General features: G+C 29.8%; 17 protein-coding genes and 1 other annotated feature. All 17 genes read right to left on the bottom strand.

Features of this window, described 5'->3' with window-relative positions:
- Positions 1 to 3: 3 nt before the first annotated feature.
- The 17 genes from gltX to ACTG44_RS00470 all read right to left on the bottom strand — a co-directional run bounded on the left by gltX (position 4) and on the right by ACTG44_RS00470 (position 20,999).
- Positions 4 to 1,485 (bottom strand): glutamate--tRNA ligase, encoded by a 1,482-nt coding sequence (gltX, locus tag ACTG44_RS00550; RefSeq protein ID WP_479921114.1) that lies wholly within the window; start codon positions 1,483 to 1,485, stop codon positions 4 to 6.
- Between the two features lie 432 nt (positions 1,486 to 1,917).
- Positions 1,918 to 3,363 (bottom strand): proline--tRNA ligase, encoded by a 1,446-nt coding sequence (proS, locus tag ACTG44_RS00545; RefSeq protein ID WP_021382483.1) that lies wholly within the window; start codon positions 3,361 to 3,363, stop codon positions 1,918 to 1,920.
- Positions 3,364 to 3,483: 120 nt separating this feature from the next.
- Positions 3,484 to 5,199 (bottom strand): proline--tRNA ligase, encoded by a 1,716-nt coding sequence (locus ACTG44_RS00540; protein WP_479917872.1) that lies wholly within the window; start codon positions 5,197 to 5,199, stop codon positions 3,484 to 3,486.
- A gap of 63 nt (positions 5,200 to 5,262) precedes the next feature.
- Positions 5,263 to 5,471 (bottom strand) — a binding site (T-box leader).
- 94 nt (positions 5,472 to 5,565) lie between these two features.
- On the bottom strand, positions 5,566 to 6,051 hold the full coding sequence (ispF, locus tag ACTG44_RS00535) for a 2-C-methyl-D-erythritol 2,4-cyclodiphosphate synthase (RefSeq protein WP_021382470.1): 486 nt from the start codon (positions 6,049 to 6,051) through the stop codon (positions 5,566 to 5,568).
- Positions 6,048 to 6,761, bottom strand: coding sequence for a 2-C-methyl-D-erythritol 4-phosphate cytidylyltransferase (gene ispD, locus ACTG44_RS00530; RefSeq protein WP_021382498.1), 714 nt, complete (start codon positions 6,759 to 6,761; stop codon positions 6,048 to 6,050). Before ispD ends, ispF begins: the two co-directional genes overlap by 4 nt.
- Positions 6,762 to 7,037: 276 nt before the next feature.
- Positions 7,038 to 7,970, bottom strand: coding sequence for a lipoate--protein ligase (gene lplA, locus ACTG44_RS00525; RefSeq protein WP_479921113.1), 933 nt, complete (start codon positions 7,968 to 7,970; stop codon positions 7,038 to 7,040).
- 178 nt (positions 7,971 to 8,148) lie between these two features.
- On the bottom strand, positions 8,149 to 8,799 hold the full coding sequence (locus ACTG44_RS00520; RefSeq protein ID WP_021382472.1) for a class II aldolase/adducin family protein: 651 nt from the start codon (positions 8,797 to 8,799) through the stop codon (positions 8,149 to 8,151).
- A 171-nt stretch (positions 8,800 to 8,970) separates the two neighbouring features.
- Positions 8,971 to 9,444 (bottom strand): hypothetical protein, encoded by a 474-nt coding sequence (locus ACTG44_RS00515; RefSeq protein WP_479917870.1) that lies wholly within the window; start codon positions 9,442 to 9,444, stop codon positions 8,971 to 8,973.
- A 27-nt stretch (positions 9,445 to 9,471) separates the two neighbouring features.
- The gene (locus tag ACTG44_RS00510) at positions 9,472 to 10,827 is read right to left on the bottom strand and encodes a PTS galactitol transporter subunit IIC (RefSeq protein WP_021382469.1); all 1,356 of its coding nucleotides are present in this window, start codon (positions 10,825 to 10,827) and stop codon (positions 9,472 to 9,474) included.
- A 76-nt stretch (positions 10,828 to 10,903) separates the two neighbouring features.
- Entirely contained in the window at positions 10,904 to 11,206 is a 303-nt protein-coding gene (locus tag ACTG44_RS00505) for a PTS sugar transporter subunit IIB (RefSeq protein WP_479919644.1), read from the bottom strand.
- 79 nt (positions 11,207 to 11,285) lie between these two features.
- Positions 11,286 to 11,750 carry a PTS sugar transporter subunit IIA gene (locus ACTG44_RS00500; protein ID WP_479917868.1) on the bottom strand — a complete coding sequence of 155 codons (465 nt, stop codon included), beginning with the start codon at positions 11,748 to 11,750 and terminating at the stop codon, positions 11,286 to 11,288.
- The gene (locus ACTG44_RS00495) at positions 11,725 to 14,676 is read right to left on the bottom strand and encodes a sigma 54-interacting transcriptional regulator (protein WP_479921112.1); all 2,952 of its coding nucleotides are present in this window, start codon (positions 14,674 to 14,676) and stop codon (positions 11,725 to 11,727) included. The genes ACTG44_RS00500 and ACTG44_RS00495 overlap by 26 nt, the downstream gene beginning before the upstream one ends.
- A 405-nt stretch (positions 14,677 to 15,081) precedes the next feature.
- Positions 15,082 to 16,812: a dihydrolipoyl dehydrogenase gene (gene lpdA, locus ACTG44_RS00490; RefSeq protein ID WP_479921111.1), complete on the bottom strand. Its 1,731-nt coding sequence runs from the start codon at positions 16,810 to 16,812 to the stop codon at positions 15,082 to 15,084.
- Between the two features lie 163 nt (positions 16,813 to 16,975).
- The gene (locus tag ACTG44_RS00485; protein ID WP_479921110.1) at positions 16,976 to 18,022 is read right to left on the bottom strand and encodes a 2-oxo acid dehydrogenase subunit E2; all 1,047 of its coding nucleotides are present in this window, start codon (positions 18,020 to 18,022) and stop codon (positions 16,976 to 16,978) included.
- A 12-nt stretch (positions 18,023 to 18,034) separates the two neighbouring features.
- Positions 18,035 to 19,021, bottom strand: coding sequence for an alpha-ketoacid dehydrogenase subunit beta (locus ACTG44_RS00480; protein ID WP_021382484.1), 987 nt, complete (start codon positions 19,019 to 19,021; stop codon positions 18,035 to 18,037).
- A gap of 24 nt (positions 19,022 to 19,045) precedes the next feature.
- Positions 19,046 to 20,008 carry a thiamine pyrophosphate-dependent dehydrogenase E1 component subunit alpha gene (locus ACTG44_RS00475; RefSeq protein ID WP_021382479.1) on the bottom strand — a complete coding sequence of 321 codons (963 nt, stop codon included), beginning with the start codon at positions 20,006 to 20,008 and terminating at the stop codon, positions 19,046 to 19,048.
- 37 nt (positions 20,009 to 20,045) lie between these two features.
- Complete coding sequence (locus tag ACTG44_RS00470) at positions 20,046 to 20,999, bottom strand: sugar-binding transcriptional regulator (protein WP_021382477.1); 954 nt, start codon at positions 20,997 to 20,999, stop codon at positions 20,046 to 20,048.
- Between the last annotated feature and the right edge of the window lie 364 nt (positions 21,000 to 21,363).

Genomic DNA, 21,363 nt, shown 5'->3' with positions numbered 1-21,363 from the left:
TGACTATAATATATTATTTTTTACATAAGCTATTCTATTTAAGCAAGTTTCTTTTCCTAAAACCTCCATTACTTTTGGTAAATCTGGTCCATGCATTTGCCCTGTTAAAATTATTCTTGAGCCCATAAATAAATTTTTTCCTTTTATTTTATACTCTTTTTGTATTTCTTTAAGCATTGCTTGAACAAATTCAGCATTTAATACTTCTGATTTTTCTATTTTTTCTTGTAAAGCATCTATTAAAGTAGGTATGTGTTCTAATTTTAAGAATTCACTTCCTTCTTCAGTCTCTACTTCTATTTTATCTCCAAAGAATATACTTGCATGTTCAGTAACTTCTTTTACATATTGTAATTTTTCTTTAAGTACTGATATCATACTCTTTAAAAACTCATACTTACTAGTAGCTTCTTCTTCTGTTATAAATCCATCTTCTATTAAGAATGGTATTGCTAAATCTGTTAAGTAAGTGTCATCACCATCTTTTATATAATGTTGATTAACCCAATTTAGCTTTTCAGTATCAAATACTCCACCACTTTTAGATACTCTTTCTACAGAGAATGCTTTTTCTAATTCTTCCATTGTAAACAATTCTTGATTATCTTCTGGAGACCAACCAACTAATGCTACATAGTTTACTAAACCTTCTGGTAAATATCCTTTTTTCTTAAAGTCTTCAACTGCTACATCACCTTGTCTCTTACTTAATTTTTTCTTTTCTTTATTAAGTATATTTGGTAAATGTACAAATACAGGTGCTTCCCATCCAAAAGCTTCATATAAATAGACATGTTTTGGAGTAGATGATACCCACTCTTCTCCTCTTATAACATGTGTGATTTTCATTAAATAATCATCTACAACTACTGCAAAATGATAAGTTGGGAATCCATCTGTTTTCATTAGTACCTGGTCATCTAAATCATTAGTATTAAATTCCATATCTCCTCTAACTAAATCTGTAAACTTAATTGTATGATTCTCTGGTAATCTTAATCTTATAACGTATGGTATTCCTGCTTTTATATTTGCTTCTACTTCTTCTTTAGAAAGATTCTTACAGTGACCATCATATTTAGCTGTTTCTCCTGCTGCTCTTTGAGCATCTCTTACTTCATCTAGTCTTTCCTTTGTACAGAAACAATAATAAGCCTTTCCACTATCTAAAAGTTGTTTTATATATTCTTGATATATATCTAATCTCTGAGATTGAATATATGGACCATATTCTCCCTTTTGTATTACACTTCCATTGTCATCTAATATAACACCTTCATCATGATTAACCCCAGCCCATTTCATAGCATTAAGCATATTCTCTATAGCACCTTCTACTAATCTACTTTGGTCTGTGTCCTCTACTCTTAATATATACTCTCCGCCCATTTTTTTTGCAAATAAATAATTATATAAAGCAGTTCTTAAACTACCTATATGTACAAATCCTGTTGGACTTGGTGCAAATCTTACTCTTACATTCATTTTTACTTCCTCCTGATATTTTATTCAATATAACTATAATATTAAACTAGTACATTGTTTTGCAAGTTTATTTTTACTGAACCTCCCATGACTAAAGTCACAGGGTTCCTGTTTCATAGAATTTCGCATAATCAAATCTAATAATAATATCCTTATTTATTTAAAAATACACATGTTTATTATAGCAGAAAATCCTAGTTTTAATTTCATAAATCTTTCTTTTAATTCATTTATTTGTTGAAAATTAAAAGCATTCCCTATTGATATATTTGTATTTATTAGTTACTTTATGGAATATTTATATAGTAACTGTTCTACAAAGTAAGTATGTACACTAATAATAAATATATATAAGGAAATAAAACTTAAAATAAAATTGGGATGAAAAGTATCAAATACTCATCACCCCAGTTTTTATTTAAACATCTTATTTTAGTAAGCTTTTGCCATTACTACCATATTATCTGCTTCTTTTCCACAATATACACACTTGTGACCTAAGTTTTCTTGTTCAAAAGGTAAGCATCTTATAGTTGCTCCTGTTTCTTCCTTAATCTTAGCTTCACATTCTGCATCTCCACACCACATAGTCTTTATGAATCCTGGCTTTTCTTCTAAAGCTTTTTTAAACTCATCCATATTTTCAACTACAGATGTATTATCTTCTCTATGTTTTTTTGCTTTTTCAAACATATCATTGTGTATAACATCAAATAAATCACATATAGCATCAGCTAATCCTTCTAAAGGCATAGAACTCTTTTCTAAAGTATCTCTTCTGAATATCATAGCTTGATTATTTTCTATATCTTTTGGTCCAATTTCAATTCTTACTGGAACACCTTTCATTTCCCACTCATTAAACTTCCAGCCAGTTGTATAGTTGTCTCTATCATCAACTTCAACACTTACTCCTTTAGCTTTTAAATCAGCATATATTTTATCCACTGTTTCCATTACATTTCCTTTTTTAGCAGCTATAGGAACTATAACAACTTGGATTGGAGCTACTCTTGGTGGGAATACTAGACCTCTGTTATCACTATGAGTCATTATAAGTCCACCTATAAGTCTTGTAGATGCTCCCCAAGATGTATGGTATGGATTAGCTAAATTTCCTTCTCTATCTGCAAAAGTAATCTCAAAAGCTTTTGTAAAGTGTTGACCTAAGAAGTGACTTGTACCTGATTGTAACGCTTTACCATCATGCATCATAGCTTCTATAGTATATGTTCTTTCACCACCTGCAAACTTCTCACTTTCACTTTTTTGACCAGCTACAACTGGCATTGCAAGTAATTCTTCACATAATGCTTTATATATTTCTAATTGTTGTATTGTTTCTTCTTGTGCTTCTTCTGCTGTTTCATGTAATGTATGACCTTCTTGCCATAAAAACTCAGATGTTCTTAAGAAAGGTCTAGTTGATTTTTCCCATCTAACAACTGAGCACCATTGATTATAAAGGTATGGTAATTCTCTATATGATTTTAACCATTTCGCATACATTGTACATATTATAGTTTCTGAAGTAGGTCTTACACATAGTCTCTCTTCTAATTTTTTATTTCCTCCATGTGTTACCCATGCAACTTCTGGAGCAAAACCTTCAACATGCTCTGCTTCTTTGTTTAATAAACTTTCTGGTATTAATAATGGGAAATAACAGTTTTTGTGTCCAGTTTCTTTAAATTTTTTATCCATAAATTCTTGCATTTTTTCCCATAATGCATATCCATATGGCTTTACAACCATAAAACCTTTTACTGGTGCATAATCAACTAAGTCAGTCTTAGTTATTACATCTGTATACCATTGTGGGAAATCATCTTCCATCTTTGTTATTTCTTCAACAAATTGTTTTTCATTTTTTGCCATTTCAATTACCTCCTCATTTATTATGTTTTTATAAAAAAACACCACTTTATCTCCTTATATAGATAAAATGGTGTTTATAAAGTACAACTCTGATTATCTATACAATAGCTTTTTAAGTTACTATCCTAACCTAACATTATTTTTGATAAACTCTGCCTTTACTTTTTCATTTATTTCTTTTATGTCAATTATTTCTTTATCTTCTTTATGTCTAAACTTAAATTCTACTTTACCTTCACTAATATTTTTACCTACTGTAATTCTCATAGGTATTCCTATTAATTCTGAATCATTAAATTTCACACCTATTCTTTCGTCTCTATCATCTAATAAAACTTCTACACCCATAGCTTGTAAATCATTATATATCTTTTCAGCTATTGATACTTGTTCCTCATTTTTCATATTTGCTGGAACTATCACAACATGGTATGGAGCTACTGATAAAGGCCATATTATACCTTTTTCATCATTATGTTGTTCAATTATAGCTGCAGCTGTTCTTTCAACACCTATTCCATAACATCCCATTACTATAGGTTTTGATTTTCCATCTTTATCTATAAAGTTTGCATTCATAGATTCTGAGTATTTAGTTCCTAGCTTGAATATGTGACCTACTTCAACACCTCTGGCTATTTCAAGTGGCTTCCCACATACTATACACTTGTCGCCTTCTTGAACATTTCTAAAATCTCCAACTATTCCTTCAAAATCTCTTCCATAGTTAGCATTTTTTATATGATACTCAGTTTTATTAGCCCCAACAACTATGTTTCTTTGTTCAACAATTTCTTTATCTATAAATACATAGTCAGCGTTTATACCTATTGGTCCAGCAAAACCTACTTCTGCATTAGTTACTTTTCTCACTACATCATCTGTAGCAAGTGCAAATTCTATAACAGAACCTATAGCATTAGACACTTTAACTTCGTTAACTTCTCTATCTCCTCTTACAACAACTACAACTGTTTTTCCATCTGCCTCATATACTAAAGTTTTAGCAAATTTATCTGGAGAAATTTTTAAAAATTCCTCTAGTTCTTTTATTGTAGCTGCTCCTGGCGTATGAACTTCTTCTAATTCCTTCATATCTTCTTTTTCTGATACTACATTACAAGATTCTGCTCTCTCTACATTTGCTGCATAGTCACATCCACTACAGAATACAACTTCATCTTCACCAACTTCTGATTTAACCATAAATTCAGCTGATGTAGACCCTCCTATAGCTCCTGAATCTGCCTGAACTGGACTATTCTCTAGACCACATCTATCAAATATACTCACATATGCATCAAACATATCTTGATATGATTTATCTAGACCTTTATCATCTACATCAAAACTATATGCATCCTTCATAGTAAAAGTCTTAGTTCTCATAACACCAAATCTTGGTCTTCTTTCATCTCTATATTTTACTTGTATTTGATACAGGTTCAATGGCAATTGTTTATATGAAGTAATTTCTTGTCTTATTATATCAGTGAAGGCTTCTTCATGTGTTGGTCCGAGACAGTATTCTCTTTCTGTTCTGTCTTTTAGCCTAAACATTTCTTCACCCATAGCAGTCCATCTTCCGGACTCTTTCCATAATTCAGAAGGAAGTAAAGCCGCACAAAGTATCTCTTGACAATCTTTTTTATTTAGTTCTTCTCTAATTATTTGTTCAATTTTTTTGAACACTCTTAATCCCATCGGTAATTGATTATAAACCCCTGAAGTCATTTTTTTTATCATTCCCGACCTAACCATTAATTGATGGCTTGTAATCTCAGCATCTGCTGGGATTTCTTTTAATGTCGGCATAAACATTTTAGACATTTTCATTAATAAATTCCTCCTGAATATTAATTTCTTGAAAATATAAAAAACCTCTCATCTCTATACAAGTATAGAGACGAAAGGTTTAATTTCCGCGGTACCACTCTAGTTAGCTATATAAATAGCTCTCTTTTGGGAATGTAACGGTTCCTACCGTAAAGATTTTTATACCTTTAAGCTAAAAGACAGGTTCAAACATTTCCTCTTGAAAACTCTCACCAACGTTTTCTCTCTGTAAAGATTTCATCGTTTTACTATTTCTTTATCATAGCTAGTTTTATATTTATATTAATTTCACTTAAATTCACATATTATAGATATTCTATATAGGCCTATTATTTGATATCCAATAAACTTATTACTAATAATATATTAATTATTCTGACTTGTCAACAATAATAAACAAATACTTTGTGATGCGATACCTTGTTTTGCTCCTGTGAAGCCAAGACCTTCTTCTGTAGTTGCCTTTATGTTTATATTATCAATATCCGTATTTAAAGTTTTTGATATGTTATTTCTCATGCTCTCAATATATGGAGCCATCTTAGGGCTTTGAGCAATTATAGTGCTATCTATATTCCCAATCTTATACCCTTTACTTGTTATTAGATTATATACATATTCTAATAATTTCATACTATTTGCTCCCTTATATTTTTCATCTGTATCTGGGAAATGCTTACCTATATCACCTAAAGCTAAAGCTCCTAAAATAGAATCCATTATTGCATGTATCAGTACATCAGCATCAGAATGACCTAACAAACCTTTATCATGTGGTATTTCTACTCCACCAATTATAAGTTTTCTATCCTCTGTTAATTTGTGTACATCATATCCTAACCCTATTCTCATATAATTCTCCTTCTACTATTAACTTCATCTCTTTTTTCCATATTTAATATTTGTTCTGCTATATTTAAATCTTCTGGACTAGTTATCTTTATATTTTCATAAGAGCCCATTACCATAGTAACGCTTTGCCCTATATTTTCCACCAACATTGAATCATCAGTACCATAGTAATTGTTCTTATATGCTTGTTCATAAGCGTTTATTATCAGATTATATTCAAAAGTTTGAGGAGTTTGTGCTGCCCACAATAGACTTCTCTCTGGAGTTTCTTTTACTGTTCCATCGGACACTATCTTTATAGTGTCACTTACTGGAACACCTACAACTACAGCCTTTCTTTCTTTAGCCATCTTTATAGATTCATTAATTATTCTATGGTCTACAAATGGTCTCGCTCCGTCATGAATAAGTACTATGTCACAATTTTTATCTAATTTTTTTAAGCCATTATATATTGAATCCTGTCTCTCTTTTCCACCATATGCTATTTTTATATTTTTAAAATTATACTTATTTATTATATTTTCCTTAAAAAAATCTTCCTCTTCTTTTTTTATACATACCACAATTTCATCTATATTTATATTTTCATAAAAAACTTGAATTGTATGAGCAATAATTTCTTTTTCTCTTAATTTTATGAACTGTTTGTTTATATCTAGGTTCATTCTCCTTCCGCTTCCTGCAGCAACAATTATAACACTATACATGGTATCACCTCGTATTTTATTTTTAACTATAATTTATTAAAACTTTCAATATTTTTTATTTTAACCATCTGATTAATTATATATTAAATTTTCAGTTGTATAAACAGTTAATCTCTATTTTCTAATTAAAAACATGCACATTTAATTCGATATATATTGATTTTTCAATAGTGTTGTTTTTAACTTTACAACTTTGTAATGGTTTATAAGCTTGCAAAAAATATTCAAAGCCTCCAGTTTGATATAAGAAAATTTTATCAAATTGGAGGCTTTATATTAAAATATTAAATTAATTAAATCTATGTAATGTGGATAATTTTCTAAGAGGCTATCTTTTATTTCTTGTTTAAAAAACTCCACTTCTAGCAACTTATCCATATTAATCACATCATCCTTGTAGGAAATAAAAAACTTTGATACCTTCCACTTATTAACATGTATATTGATTTCACTTTCACTATTAAATGGCAGTACTACTTGAAATTTAGGTGTTTTACCATATGCCCACTCCACTTTTTTATACTTGTCTTCCACTAGATTGTATACACTTTTAATATCATCATCATCTAATTCAAGTTCTTTTATATTTTTTATATTAGATTTTAAATATTTAACACAATAATCTAAAAAGTAATTTATATCTTTTTCAAGTACAAGTTTAATATTTGTCACTTTACTTGAAACAGACTTAGTAGCATTTGATTCAGTTGATTTATTTGAATTCAGATACTTAGTCAATTTATTTAAATCCGAATCATAAAGAAGAGTTCCATGATAAAGAGAATTTTTTCTTTTTATAGACTGTGCTGAGCCTGAAATTTTTTTACCATTTAAAAATAAATCTTTTCTTTCAGTTATAGATACATCTAAGCCTAAGGCTAAGAGCATATCTTGCATAAACTTAGTATGTTCCAAAAAATCTATTTCATGAAGATGCCTATCTTTTTGTATGAATGACATATTTATATTACCTAAATCGTGATAAACAGTACCTCCTCCAGATATTCTTCTTAAAATAGGGATTTCTCCCTTTTCAATGACAGCATGATGTATTTCCTGATATGGATTTTGATTTTTACCAATAAAAATGGACTCCTCGTTTCTCCATATGATTATAATATCATCATTATATTTTTCATTTAAAAATAGATATTCTTCTAATGCTAAATTAAAGTAAGGATTTGTGCTTTTGTTTAATAAGTAATACATAGAAATATAGACTCCTTTTTTATTTTATCTTATTTTTTATTTTAGACTTAAATAATTTTATATACTATTAGACTTCCTATTTTTCTTTCTTAATTATTAAACTTATTATATCATTATAAAACGCCTTAATATTATTGAATATCTATATTTTTACATTAATTTAAAAGTTTTACCTAGCTTATTTGTCCTGACCATATACATTAAAAAATACATCTCTAGCTCTTTGAATTTCTTCGTCTGGCAATAATACTGGTGTGCCAATTGATTTTGCCAAGTAATATACTTTTGCTGAATCTTCCAACATTACAGCTGCTGTAATGGCATGTCCTACAGATGGACCAACTGCTATTACACCATGATTTGCTAAAAGACACGCTCTTTTATTACCAATTACTTCAACAACACATTTCCCCATTTTGTTAGATGTTGGTGGTGCAAATTTTGCGACAGGTACCGCCCCACCTACTTCATTTGCAAGAGTTGTACTTGCACACGCTATAGGTTCATTTAAAATAGCAAAACAACTTGAGTATGTAGAGTGTGTATGAATTATACTATTTATATCTTCTCTATGCTTATATATATATAAGTGGTCTGGCAAATCCACTGATGCTTTCCATTTTCCATCTATAGTGTTTCCTTCTATATCCACTATAACAATATCACTTGGTATAAGGTTTCTATAGTCCATTCCACTTGGGGTAATTGCTATATATCCAGTTTCTTCGTCTCTTCCACTTACATTTCCTCCTGTTAATGTCACCAACTTATAATTTAAAAGGTCTAAAGATGCCTGTAATACTTCTTTTCTCAATTTCTCCAACAACATTAGTTAAATCCCCCAATCTATTATAGACACAACCTTTATATATCTTAGTTGCACCTTATTATTTAAATACTATCTTCAATTTTATTTGAAAATTCCAAAAACTTTCCATAAAACCTAATATTACATTTTATCAATAGAAATTAATCCACTTCCAATTTTAATTTTTTACTCTTATACTCCTTTATTATCTAATCTCTTATTTCTAAATTTTAATGATTCTGGATATAAACCTTCTTCTAATGCAACAAAATAATTGTATAATTCTATATCGTTACTAAACATATTTGTTCTTATCCAATACCTACCTTTAAAAAAGCTCCCATCATTAATTTTCAGATAAAGATTTTTATTGTAAAACTCTCGTATTCTTACTTTTTTGATATCTGTAATTTCATACTTATGTGTAGCAATAAATGAGATAAAATGTATACATTTATTATCAATAATAATTTCTTTAGGATTACTTGATGATACAAAAGTATTGTGTATCCCATAGGTACAGATAATTATCAACAAACTATACATATTTACACTAAAATTTATATAGTTATTAAACAGTGCATAAATCAATATCAAAATCATAAAAAATCCTGGTACTATCACGCTAATTAAGTATCTTATAGAATTATATTTATATTTTTTCATAATCCATACACTCCAATAAAATTATTTTTATATTTCCTCTTCTAGAGATAATTTTTTATTTTCCTTTATTATTCTATTTCTATTGTAAATAGCCATTCCTAAAGCTATAACTCCAAAAATCACTCCTCCAATAGCTTTATAATTCATAATCTTTACAAATACCCAACTTAATGGATTTGCACCATCACAAATGCTTGAAATCATAGTTGCTCCTTCAGGCATTTTAAAACTAGCATTTAGAGCCATTTGAGTAAATAGTGGAGCTAAATTAGTTGCAATTAACAATCCAGAAGTAATTATAAGTATTCCTATTATTAATGTTCTAAATACATTTCCTTTTGTAATTGGTACGATTAAAACAAGTGCAAATGGAATTACTGCTAAGTCTGCAAATGGCAGGACTTTATTTCCTGGTAATATAGCTGCTATAACTATAGTTAAAGGAACCAATACTAATGCAACTGACAATGTAACAGGATGACCTATCCCTACTGCTGAATCTAAACCTATATAAATCTTCCCTCTATTTTTAAATCTTTTCTCAATAAATTCCTGTGCTGCTTCTGATACTGGTAATAAACCTTCCATTAACAATGCTGCCATCTTTGGAATTAATATCAATACAGCTCCCATAGTTACACCTAACTGTAATATACCTTTTATATCATATTTCGCTGCAATACCAATTATTATACCTATTATAGACCCCATGATTAAAGGTTCTCCAAATAATCCAAATTTTTTCTGTAGTGTATCCGCATTTATCTCAATCTTATTTATACCTGGTATTAAGTCTAGTAATTTATTTACAACTATAGCAATTGGAACAAATGCTTGTGTAAATCCATGAGGAAGGGATATCCCTGGCATACCCAAATATTTCTCTATACCTGGAGCAGTTAAATCTGCCATTACCAATACAATTACCATATTTGCTACTGCCGCAAACACTCCCCATACTACACTTTGTGTGGCTCCTGCTACTAAAGCCCCTGTAAAAGCAAAATGCCAGTAATCCCATATGTCTACATCAACAGTTTGAGTAGTATTAGTAATTAACATAACTATATTTACTACAAGACCTATTGGAATAATTAAAGCCCCTACCGTTGATGCAAAAGCTATAGCTGATGCTGCTGGCCAGCCTACATCTATTATAGATAGGTTTAATCCTAAGTTCTTAACCATTTGTTGTGTTGCTGGACCTAAGTTATCTGTCAATAAAGCTATAATAGTATTAAGACCTATAAATCCAACCCCCACTGTTAAACCAGCTCTTAATGATTTTCCAATCTTTGTGCCTAATATCAAACCAAAAATACATATTATTATTGGCATCATTACTTGTGCACCTAAACTAACAATGAAATTTAATATCTCCATCTAAAGACCCTCCATTATTTAATTTTCAGTCTCTAAAACTTATAATTTTAGAGACTCTATTCTTTAAAAGTTCAAATTATAATTCTAATTTTTCCAATACATCATCGATTAATTTGTCCATTCCAACACCAGTTAAAAAAGGTAACCCATTTATTACAGGTGTTTTTATACTACTAGAAACTTGTGTAGTACAAATTATCAAATCATAGTCAGGTGCTTTTGACGCAACTTCCACTACTTTACACTGTGTAATATTAACCATGTCTAATTTCCCAAGGTCTTGAAGTGCTTTCTTTAATTTGTTTATAGCAATTGTTGAAGTACATACTCCTGTTCCACATGCAACTAATATTTTTTTAGCCACATTATTCACCCCCATTAAAATTGTTTTATTTTAAAGATATCTATAGTTAGAAATCTTCAATAGCATTTATATATTTTTAATACTCTTTACATGTTTAATTTTTTAGTTTAGAGTTTAATAAGTCACTCATACTTTCTTCATTTAAATCTACAATATTATTTAACATATTCTTATCTTGAAATATAGTCATAAGTTTTTCTAATAATTGTAATTGTTCTTGTGGCTCTTTTACTGCTAACATAAATACAACTTTTACATCAATTTCAGTATCTTCTGTACCCATCATTATAAATTTTACAGGCTTATTAAGTATGCCAATCGCTATACCTGGTTCATTTACATGTACTATATCTGTATGTGGTATAGCTACTCCATAGATTTCCGTTGGTAACCCTGTAGCATACTTTTTTTCTCTTGCTATAACAGCTTCTATGTAACTTTCTTTTACATACTGTTTATCAAATAAACGTTGTCCTAAAAATTTTAATGCATCTTCATTATTTGACACTTCAATATTTTTGAAAATTAAATTACTACTGATTATTTGCATTGACTCCATCTAATATCATCTCCCTAATAAAATCTCTATCTTTAATGTTTTTTATATCTTTAAATTCATCTGTTTCTATAAATGTAAGTAGAGTATTTAATGGATTAAAGCATTTTTGGTCTACAGCTAATAAAAGTATTATTTTCACTTTATTTTTACTCCATATAATAGGATTTTTCAAAATAGCTATACTTATAGCTGGTCTAATTACATCTATTCCATCAGTATGAGGTATTGCTATTCCATCTGATAATTCAGTCGGAAATAGATTATCTCTTTCTACCACTTTTTTATAGAAATTTTTCGTCACATAACCTTTTTCTCTAAGTTTTTTACTCATGTACTTTAAAGCGTCTTCTTTTGATTTAACTTGTAAATCTACAAAGATATCTTCTTTATGTATTAAATCTGATAATTCATATTTTTTATTTGTTTTAACAATTTGATTTGTATCAATTAAATTATTTATTTGATTTAATTTTGTTTTATCAGTTATGTCTACTAGGCTAAAGAAAGGGATATTGGCTATCTGTGGGTCAATTGTTCCAACTATAGCAATTACATTCTTATCATTACTTATTTGCTTTATCTCTAAGTCAAGACTTGGATATTCAATCATACCTATAGATTCTATATCAACCTTTTCATTTATACCTTTAATATTTTCCTCTAAGATTTTTTTTACCTTACAAGCTCCTCCTAATCCTGTAATACATAATGTTAAAATTATAGGTTTTCTAGAATCTAATTTTGTGTTGTTATATTTACTAGCCCTCTCCTTTACTTGTGGTTCTATACTTTTAACTTCATCAACTATTTCATCTATTGTTAAATCTGGTAAAACTGCTCTTCGTATAACTTCTATGGATAGTAAGGTGTCAAATCTACATATTGTCCTTATATTAATCCCTGTCTTCCCAGAGATAATATCTCCAAAATATGAAAGCGAACCCATATCAACTAATATAATCACGCCTCTACCTTCATCAATATCTTTTACTACTGTAGTAGCCTCTTCAATCATTTCTTCTGGTTTTTTTTCAAATGGCATATCTAAATACCTTGCATGGTTAATTCCTAATAGTTTATTTGTAACTTCACATACAGATGAAGCCACTCTTCCATGAGCCATAAGAAGTACACCTATCTTTTTTTGTTCAGATATATCTCTTCTGCTACTCATTTTAAAATATATCGCTATTATACCTATTTCTTCTTTTGGCAAATTTATATTATATCTTTCCTTCAGATGTTGAGCTACCTTTTCTGCTACAGAGTATTCTAATGGATAATTTCCTATTATTTCTTTTAAATGGGCATTGGATATTACTTTACCTTCTTTTAGCCTCTCAAAAGCTGCTTTTAAGTGAACTGCTAAACATAAATGTAGATTTGGCTCTAAGGAACTAAGATATTGTGATGCTATTTTGATTACTTCATAAGTAAGCTCTACAATATATTTTCCAACAATCGGACTTATATCTGGAATATTATCACTAATAGAAACTTTTTTAACTTGCTTTATATATTTTTGAATACAGCTTTCTAACTCTCCTCCAACAATTCTATTTATAACATCAAAATCTAAACCTTGCTCTAATAAATCAATATGTCTTCTTTCAGTAAGCTTATATATTTCATCTGGAAAAGTATATATATCTTCATTTTTCTTTTCTATCTCACCATGATAACTTGAGTCTATAATTAAGTCTCCATCTACATAATTTTCTATTTTATCTCTACAATTTCTAATTTTCATAAGACCTTGTTTAACATATCCAGGTACATCTGATATATTTATATTTACTTCTTTCTGTTTGCTCGTAAGTTTGTTTAATAGTCCCCTGGCACAAGCTACTTGAATATCACTTCTAAGCTGACCAACATTTCCTATACAATCGTAAAGCATAAGAGCTTTTAATACATCTGATTTTATATGTATTCTTGTTTCCATTCTTTGAGCTTCTATTAAGAAGAAGTTATTTATAATATCAAACCTCTCATTTAATGGTCTTGCAACTAATTCTGGTATTTCAATTGTTACAGGTATACGTCTTTTAAATGTATTAAGTAAGTGAGAATCTATGGGTTCAGAAGTTGCTGAAATAATCATTACATCTATTTTATTTGTCAACCTTGTTTCTCCTAGCTTTCTGACCATACCTTTATCAATTAATTGAAATAATATCTCTTGACCTTCATGAGGCAATCTATGTATTTCATCTATAAACAAGATTCCTCCATTTGCTTTTGATACTAAACCTTCTTTGGTCTCATCAGCTCCTGTAAAAGCACCTTTGACATGTCCAAATAATTGAGATAATAAAAGCTGTGGATTTTCTGAATAATCTGCAGCATTAAAAACTATAAAAGGTGCATTCTTAGGGAATCTAGATGATTCTACTGCAAATTTATACATACATTCTGCTAACTCACTCTTTCCAACACCAGTTGGCCCCATAATGATGGTGTGAAGGCCGTGAGGAGGATAGAGTATTGCTGCTTTGGATAATTTTATAATTGTACTTAAACTGCCACTACTGCCTATTAATTTATCAAATGCTATATCTATATTTTCTCCATTATTCTTTATCTCTTCTTTTTTATCATCAACTTCTTTATCAGGCTTTAAATCATCAGAATCTTGAATTTCTTTTAAATACTGTATGACTGTAAATCTTGATACTGTAAATCCAATACTGTTTAACCTTCTTGTTATGTCATTTTTATTTATAATATTTTCTTCCTTTAAAATGTCCTTTATAGCTTTAATCAAAACAACTTTTCTTCTTTGTCTTGAATCCTCTATTTTTAACTCATTTCTCAAAAAGGTAACATCTTCTCTTCGAACATTTAGCATACTTGAAATTGCTTCATCTGTTAAAGGATTTTTCTTATCTTCATTTTCAATTAGGTTTTTTATTCTTTGCCTCATTTATAATTGTTCCCTCCTTACTATTTATATAGCAACTTATATGCCATATATTGTTTTTTTTGTGCTTATTATTATTGCATAAAATCATAACATTTAAATCAAGCTATTCTTTTATTGAAATATTAAGAAAATTTTTTTTAATATTTTACAAATAATACGTTTAAAAAAACAAAAAAGTCTTTTTTTCTAATTCCAAGTAAAGTCATACTAAAATGACACTGTTATTTTATATTACTATCTTTTTTGTACAACAAAAACTACAAATATTTAATTTCTATATTTTCACATAAAAAATACTCCTTCTCGTACAAATATATATATTTATACAAGAAAGAGTATGGCTAAATAAGTATTTTAAGATTTTATAATATAAATTTATTTTAATAATAAACTTACATTAATAATTTATTTTTTAGGTAAATGTAAACATCTCCCATTTACATCTGCTAAAGCTTCCATCAAAGCTTCTGAAGTACATGGATGACCAAATATCAACTCACTAGCTTCATCAGCAGGTATTTCTAATGCCTTAAATGATGCTGCATGATTTATAAGTTCTGCTACACCACATCCAAACATATGTACTCCTAAAATTTCTCCATATTTATCATCTGCTATCACTTTTACATATCCTTGCTCTTGTCCAGAAGCTAAGGCTCTTCCATTTCCAGCAAAGTTGAATTTACCCACTTTTACATTATGTTTTTTTCTAGCATCTTCTTCTGTAAGTCCAACTGATGCTACTTCTGGAATTGTATAGACACAACTAGGCAACGCACTTAAATCAACTTCTTCATTCATCCCTAAAGCATTTGCAGCTGCTACCTCTCCCATTTTAAATGCTGCATGAGCTAACATCACACCACCAGTAACATCACCTACTGCGTATATATTTGGTATACTTGTCTCCATTTTACTGTTTACAGCTATTGAACCTTTATCTATTTTAATATCCAAATCTTCTATACCAGAAAGATTAGCTTGTCTTCCTATAGCATATAGACATAAATCTGCTTTTATTGGCTCTTCATCTTCAATGCATACTACTATTTTATTGCCTTCTTCTTTGAATTCAGAAACTTTCTTCTTAGTTAATACATTTATACCTTTTTTACTAAGAGAATAGTTCAGAGATTCGCTCAATTCTTTATCCATTCTTGGAATTATTCTATCTTCCATTTCTACAATAGTTACCTTAGAACCTCTTGAATTAAATATCTCTGCAAATTCGCAACCTATCACTCCACCACCAATTATTACTAATTCTTGTGGCACCACTTCTAAATCTAAAGCTTCTGTACTAGTTATTATCAAATTCGATTCTATTCCTTTTATAGGTAATACTCTTACTTTAGAACCTGTTGCGATTATTATATTTTCTGTATCTAAAATTTTTCCATCAGATAATATTACTTTATGTGCTTCTTTAACGCTAGCTTTAAGATTAAATACATCTACATTTCTGCTTTTTAATAGACCACCAACACCAGCTGTAAGTTTTTTAACTACTCTATTTTTATATTTTATTGCTTTTTTGATATCCTGTTCCTTATCTACAGCTACTTTTACGCCCCTCTTTGATAACTGTTCAACTTCTTCCAATATTTCTGCTGTTTTTATATAGGTCTTTGTAGGAATACAACCTCTATTTAAGCAAGTTCCTCCTAATATGTTTTCTTCAACTAATGCAACTTTTCCACCTAATAGAGATGCTTTTAATGCTGATAAATAACCTCCAGGTCCTCCACCTATTACTACTACATCATAATCATGATTACATTCTTTTTTATTTATTTTTTCTTCTTTTTCCTCTACGTTTTGAATTTCTTCAACAATATCTTCTTTTGAGACATTACCAGATAAATATTTATCTTTTATTTCTTCTTGATTTTCACCTTTTTCTGCTATTACACCTATTACTGTAAATACTGGTAATACTTCACCTTCTTCTTTATGTATGATTACAGCCAGTGTACCTTCTCCCTCTGACTCTATTTCCATGTTTACTTTGTCTGTTGTTATCTCTAATATAGGCTCTCCAATTTTTACTTCTTCACCTTCTTGTTTTAGCCAAGAAACTATAGTACCTTCTTCCATAGCTACTCCTGCTTTTGGCATTATTACTTCTACTGACATAGGCTCTCCTCCTATTTATTTTCATATATTTTCATTAATCAATTTATATTCATATAGTTACATTTAAAAGTAATGCCTAACATATAAAAGTTTTAAATTTACCTAGATAATCATAACTATGTAATCTATTAAAACTATTATATCGGTAATGAAACATCAAAAACTATACAAGCATTGATAAAGGATTTTCTAACAATTCTTTTAAGTCTTTTAAGAATTTTGCTGCTACTGTTCCATCTATTACTCTGTGGTCTGATGTCAATGATAAGTTCATTATAGGTTTTATTTTAGCTTCTCCATTTACTGGAACAAACTTATCTTGTGTAGCACCCACCCCTAGTATTGCACTTGAAGGCATATTTATTATAGGTGTGAATGTAGTTATACCATACATTCCAACATTGCTTATAGTAAATGTATTGCCTTCTTGGTCTGCTGGTAGAAGTTTTCCTGTCTTTACTTTTTCAGCAAGCTCTTTACTTTCTTTAGCTATCTCTTTTAAAGATTTTTTATTTACATTTTTTACTACTGGGACATATAAACCTTCATCTAGCCCGACTGCAATAGCTACATTTATATCTTTATATCTAAATATTCCATCGTCTGTCCATGCTGAATTTAAAGCTTGATGCTTTGGAAGTATTCTAGATACTGCCATTACTATTAAATCTGTCATAGTTAATTTTACTCCAGTTGCTTCTTTCACTGTGTCTATTAACTTTGCTCTAAGTGACTTCAATTCAGTAGCATCTACCTCTATGTTGAATGTAAATACAGGGGCACTAAAATAACTTTCTGACATTCGTTTTGCTACAGTGGCCCTCATTGGATTTGGTTTTTCAAACGTTCCTTCTACTGTATTAAACATGCTTGAATTTTCATCTTTACTCTTTGTCTCTTTTTGCTCACTAGCTTTAGATGTATTAACTGATGCAATAGTTTCTTTTTCAGTTAATTTTTCTACATCGTATTTTCTTATTTTTCCATTATATCCAGTACCTACAATAGTTTCTAAATCTATATTCAAATCTTCTGCTATTCTTTTAGCTAAAGGAGTAGTATTTGCCTTACTATCTTTTAAGTAATTTAACACATCAACTAAATGAATTCTTCCATTTTCTCCACTTCCAATCAGCCTATCTAGTTTTATATTGTCTTTTCTTGCTTGATGTCTGGCTGCTGGTGTGGCCTTTACTTTATTTGCCACCATATCTATCCCTCCTTATCTAACAATTAAAGATTTTATTGCTTCTTCTATTTCATCAACTCTTGGGACAACTGCTTTTTCTAACTCTGGATTATATGGTATTGGCACATCTTTTCCGCAGATTCTTTTTACTGGTGCATCTAAATAATCAAATGATTCACTTTCTGTTATTAATGCTGATATTTCTCCACCTAGTCCACCAGTCTTGGCTGCTTCATGACAAATTAGAACTCTTCCAGTTTTACACACACTCTTCACTATAGTCTCTTTATCTAATGGATATAAAGTTCTTAAATCTATAATTTCTACGCTTATATTTTCTTTTGATAGCGCCTCTACTGCTTCCTCAACACTTTGTAACATTCTTCCATAAGTGATTACTGTAACATCTGTACCTTCTCTTTTAATATCTGCCTTTCCAATTTCAATTACATAATCATCTTCTGGGACAATACCTTTTTTTCTATATAACAATTTATTCTCAACAAATATGACCGGATTATTATCTCTTATAGCTGCTTTTAATAACCCTTTGGCATCTGCTGGTGTAGAAGGTGCAACTACCTTTACTCCTGGAACATGGCAAAACCAAGCTTCTAAACTTTGTGAATGTTGCTCTGCTGAACCAGTTCCAGAACCACCAGGACATCTAACAACCATTGGAACTTGAGCTTTTCCACCAAACATATATCTCATTTTTGCTGCTTGATTTACAATTGCATCCATAGAGATTGTTACAAAATCCATAAACATTACTTCCATAATAGGTCTTAGACCAGTTGCCGCAGCTCCTGCTGCTGCTCCTGCTATAGCTGCTTCTGATATAGGAGTATCTCTTACTCTTTCTGGACCAAACTCATCTATCATTCCAACTGATACACCAAATGCTCCTCCATATATACCTATATCTTCTCCCATAAATATTACATTTTCATCTCTTCTCATTTCTTCTGACATTGCTTCTTTTATAGCTTGTGCATATGTTAGTTCTCTTGTACTCATTTTTATTTTCCTCCTTTACCATTCTTAGTCTGCATATACATCCTCTAATAAAGACTCTATCTTTGGATTTGGACTGTTTTGAGCAAACTCTACTGCATCTTCTATTGATTGTTTTGCAAATTCTTGAATTTTATCTAATTCATTTTCGTTAGAGATATTATTTTCGATAAGATAATTTCTTAAAAATTCAATAGGGTCCTTTGCTTTCCATGATTCTATTTCTTCTTTTGTTCTATATACATTTGCATCTGATTTTGAGTGACCTAACCATCTATAAGTTCTACTTTCAATCAATACAGGTCCTTCACCTCTTCTACATTTCTCAGCAGCTTTTTGTACTGTCTCGTATACTTCTATTGGATTATATCCATCTATTGATATTCCCTCTATTCCATAAGAAGCTGCTCTAGTAGCAATACTGTCTATATTCATATGACGTTTTATACTTGTTGACATACCATATAAGTTATTTTCACAGTAGAATATTATTGGCAACTTCCATATTGAGGATAAATTTATCCCTTCGTGAAAAGTACCTTCATTTGATGCCCCATCACCAAAACTGCATAAAACTATTTTACCTGTTTTTTTATATTGTTGTGTAAGTGCAGCTCCTGGAGCTATTGTAAGACCTCCACCTACAACTCCATTTGCCCCTAAGTTGCCTGACTCAATATCTGCTATATGCATTGAGCCTCCTTTTCCTTTACAAAATCCTGTCTCTTTACCCATAAGTTCAGCCATCATCTTGTTTAAGTCTATTCCCATACCTATAAATTGACTATGTCCTCTATGAGTTAATGATACTAAATCTCCTTTTTCTAAAGCCATTACAGCTGCTACACTTGAAGCTTCCTGACCTACAGATAAATGAGTTGTTCCATGTACCATACCTCTTGCAAAAAACCAACTAACCTTTTCTTCAAATTTTCTAGCCTGATTCATTCTCTTATACATTTCAAGCAATGTTTCTTTTGATATTGACATATACATTCCCTCCTGTTAACTTTTATCTATTATTATATTAGTCACAATCTTCTAATAATTTAAGTGCTAAACTGTGATTAATTGCCAAACTATTTATAAACTTTGCTTTTAATGATGCTTTTATTGCTTCTATTTTTTCATCTCCTGAAGCTACACCTATTGTTCTTTTTATTTTTTTTAAATCTTCTAGCTTTACTCCTAATACTCTTTGATTAAATTCAAGTATAGAAGTTTTTCCTTCTTTATCAAAGGCTTGTAAACAAATTGCACCTATTGAGTTATATTTTTTTAAATCTTCTATATCTTCTTCATGCATGTATCCAGAAGCCATTATTGTTGAGTTTAAGCTCATAGGATTTCCTATACCTACGATTGCTATAGTCGTTTTATATATTAAATCTAGTACTTCTTTAATTTTTTCATCTTTACAAAGTTTTTCTTTTGTAGACAAATCAGACATAACAGCTGGAGCATGTAATAATTTAAAATCACCTCCAAAAGCTCTTGCTAGACTTACTGCTATTTGATTTGCATGAATATCTATTTCATTGTCTCCAATTCCACCTAACAGAGGTATAAATGTGACGTTTTTACAGTTATTTTTTTCTACATATCTAGGTATTTCTTTTAGCGTCGTGCCTATTGAAACTCCTATTATATCATTTTCCTTTACTACTCTAGTTAGGTATTCAGATACAGCTCTTGCTAATTCTTGTTTTTGAGTTAGTGAATCCTGTTTATCATCTACAACTATTACTTCTTTCAATTTATATTTTCTTTCTAGACTTCTCTCTATTTTTTGGTAGTCATTTTTCAAAACATCAACTATCTGTATTTTTACTATTCCTTGCTCAAAAGCTTCTTTTAATATTCTTGATATTGTTGGTCTTGATATTCCCAATTGATTTGCTATTTCTTGTTGATTTAAATTATCTTCATAATAAAGTGAACAACACTTCATCATTAACCTTAGGTCTCCAATTTTTTTCATTTGCTTTCCTCCAAAATCAAGCTTTTTTAATTATCTTTACATTTGTTCAATCATTTTACTTAATTTCAGTAACATTATAGAAGGGGTTCATATAAAAAGTCAACTGTTTTTTTGGATAATGAGAAAATTGTTACAATAAATACTAGTAAAAACATAATTTTAGTTTTTACTACTCTATCTAATTCTGTTATAACTCAGCTAGAAACTTGACCAACTAATAGTATCTCTGTAATTAGATGAGCTAGAATACTATTACTCCTAACAGATTTGTAAACAAGTTATCTATTACATTTGACTTATAAAATATTTTTACATATAAAAAACACAGAGATACTTTTCCTGTACCTCTGTGTCTTTAAAGAAG

The sequence above is a fragment of the Clostridioides sp. LIBA-2809 genome, from assembly GCF_056688965.1.
The sequence above is the reverse complement of the archived record's forward strand: the minus strand, read 5'-3'. Positions and strand labels throughout refer to the sequence as shown.

Excerpts from the sequence above, each read along its gene's own strand:
- gltX (WP_479921114.1), bottom strand. The coding sequence starts at position 1,485 with ATGAATGTAAGAGTAAGATTTGCACCAAGTCCAACAGGATTTGTACAT.
- proS (WP_021382483.1), bottom strand. The coding sequence starts at position 3,363 with ATGGCAAAAAATGAAAAACAATTTGTTGAAGAAATAACAAAGATGGAA.
- ACTG44_RS00540 (WP_479917872.1), bottom strand. The coding sequence starts at position 5,199 with ATGAAAATGTCTAAAATGTTTATGCCGACATTAAAAGAAATCCCAGCA.
- ispF (WP_021382470.1), bottom strand. The coding sequence starts at position 6,051 with ATGAGAATAGGGTTAGGATATGATGTACACAAATTAACAGAGGATAGA.
- ispD (WP_021382498.1), bottom strand. The coding sequence starts at position 6,761 with ATGTATAGTGTTATAATTGTTGCTGCAGGAAGCGGAAGGAGAATGAAC.
- lplA (WP_479921113.1), bottom strand. The coding sequence starts at position 7,970 with ATGTATTACTTATTAAACAAAAGCACAAATCCTTACTTTAATTTAGCA.
- ACTG44_RS00520 (WP_021382472.1), bottom strand. The coding sequence starts at position 8,799 with ATGTTGTTGGAGAAATTGAGAAAAGAAGTATTACAGGCATCTTTAGAC.
- ACTG44_RS00515 (WP_479917870.1), bottom strand. The coding sequence starts at position 9,444 with ATGAAAAAATATAAATATAATTCTATAAGATACTTAATTAGCGTGATA.
- ACTG44_RS00510 (WP_021382469.1), bottom strand. The coding sequence starts at position 10,827 with ATGGAGATATTAAATTTCATTGTTAGTTTAGGTGCACAAGTAATGATG.
- ACTG44_RS00505 (WP_479919644.1), bottom strand. The coding sequence starts at position 11,206 with ATGGGGGTGAATAATGTGGCTAAAAAAATATTAGTTGCATGTGGAACA.
- ACTG44_RS00500 (WP_479917868.1), bottom strand. The coding sequence starts at position 11,750 with ATGGAGTCAATGCAAATAATCAGTAGTAATTTAATTTTCAAAAATATT.
- ACTG44_RS00495 (WP_479921112.1), bottom strand. The coding sequence starts at position 14,676 with ATGAGGCAAAGAATAAAAAACCTAATTGAAAATGAAGATAAGAAAAAT.
- lpdA (WP_479921111.1), bottom strand. The coding sequence starts at position 16,812 with ATGTCAGTAGAAGTAATAATGCCAAAAGCAGGAGTAGCTATGGAAGAA.
- ACTG44_RS00485 (WP_479921110.1), bottom strand. The coding sequence starts at position 18,022 with ATGGTGGCAAATAAAGTAAAGGCCACACCAGCAGCCAGACATCAAGCA.
- ACTG44_RS00480 (WP_021382484.1), bottom strand. The coding sequence starts at position 19,021 with ATGAGTACAAGAGAACTAACATATGCACAAGCTATAAAAGAAGCAATG.
- ACTG44_RS00475 (WP_021382479.1), bottom strand. The coding sequence starts at position 20,008 with ATGTCAATATCAAAAGAAACATTGCTTGAAATGTATAAGAGAATGAAT.
- ACTG44_RS00470 (WP_021382477.1), bottom strand. The coding sequence starts at position 20,999 with ATGAAAAAAATTGGAGACCTAAGGTTAATGATGAAGTGTTGTTCACTT.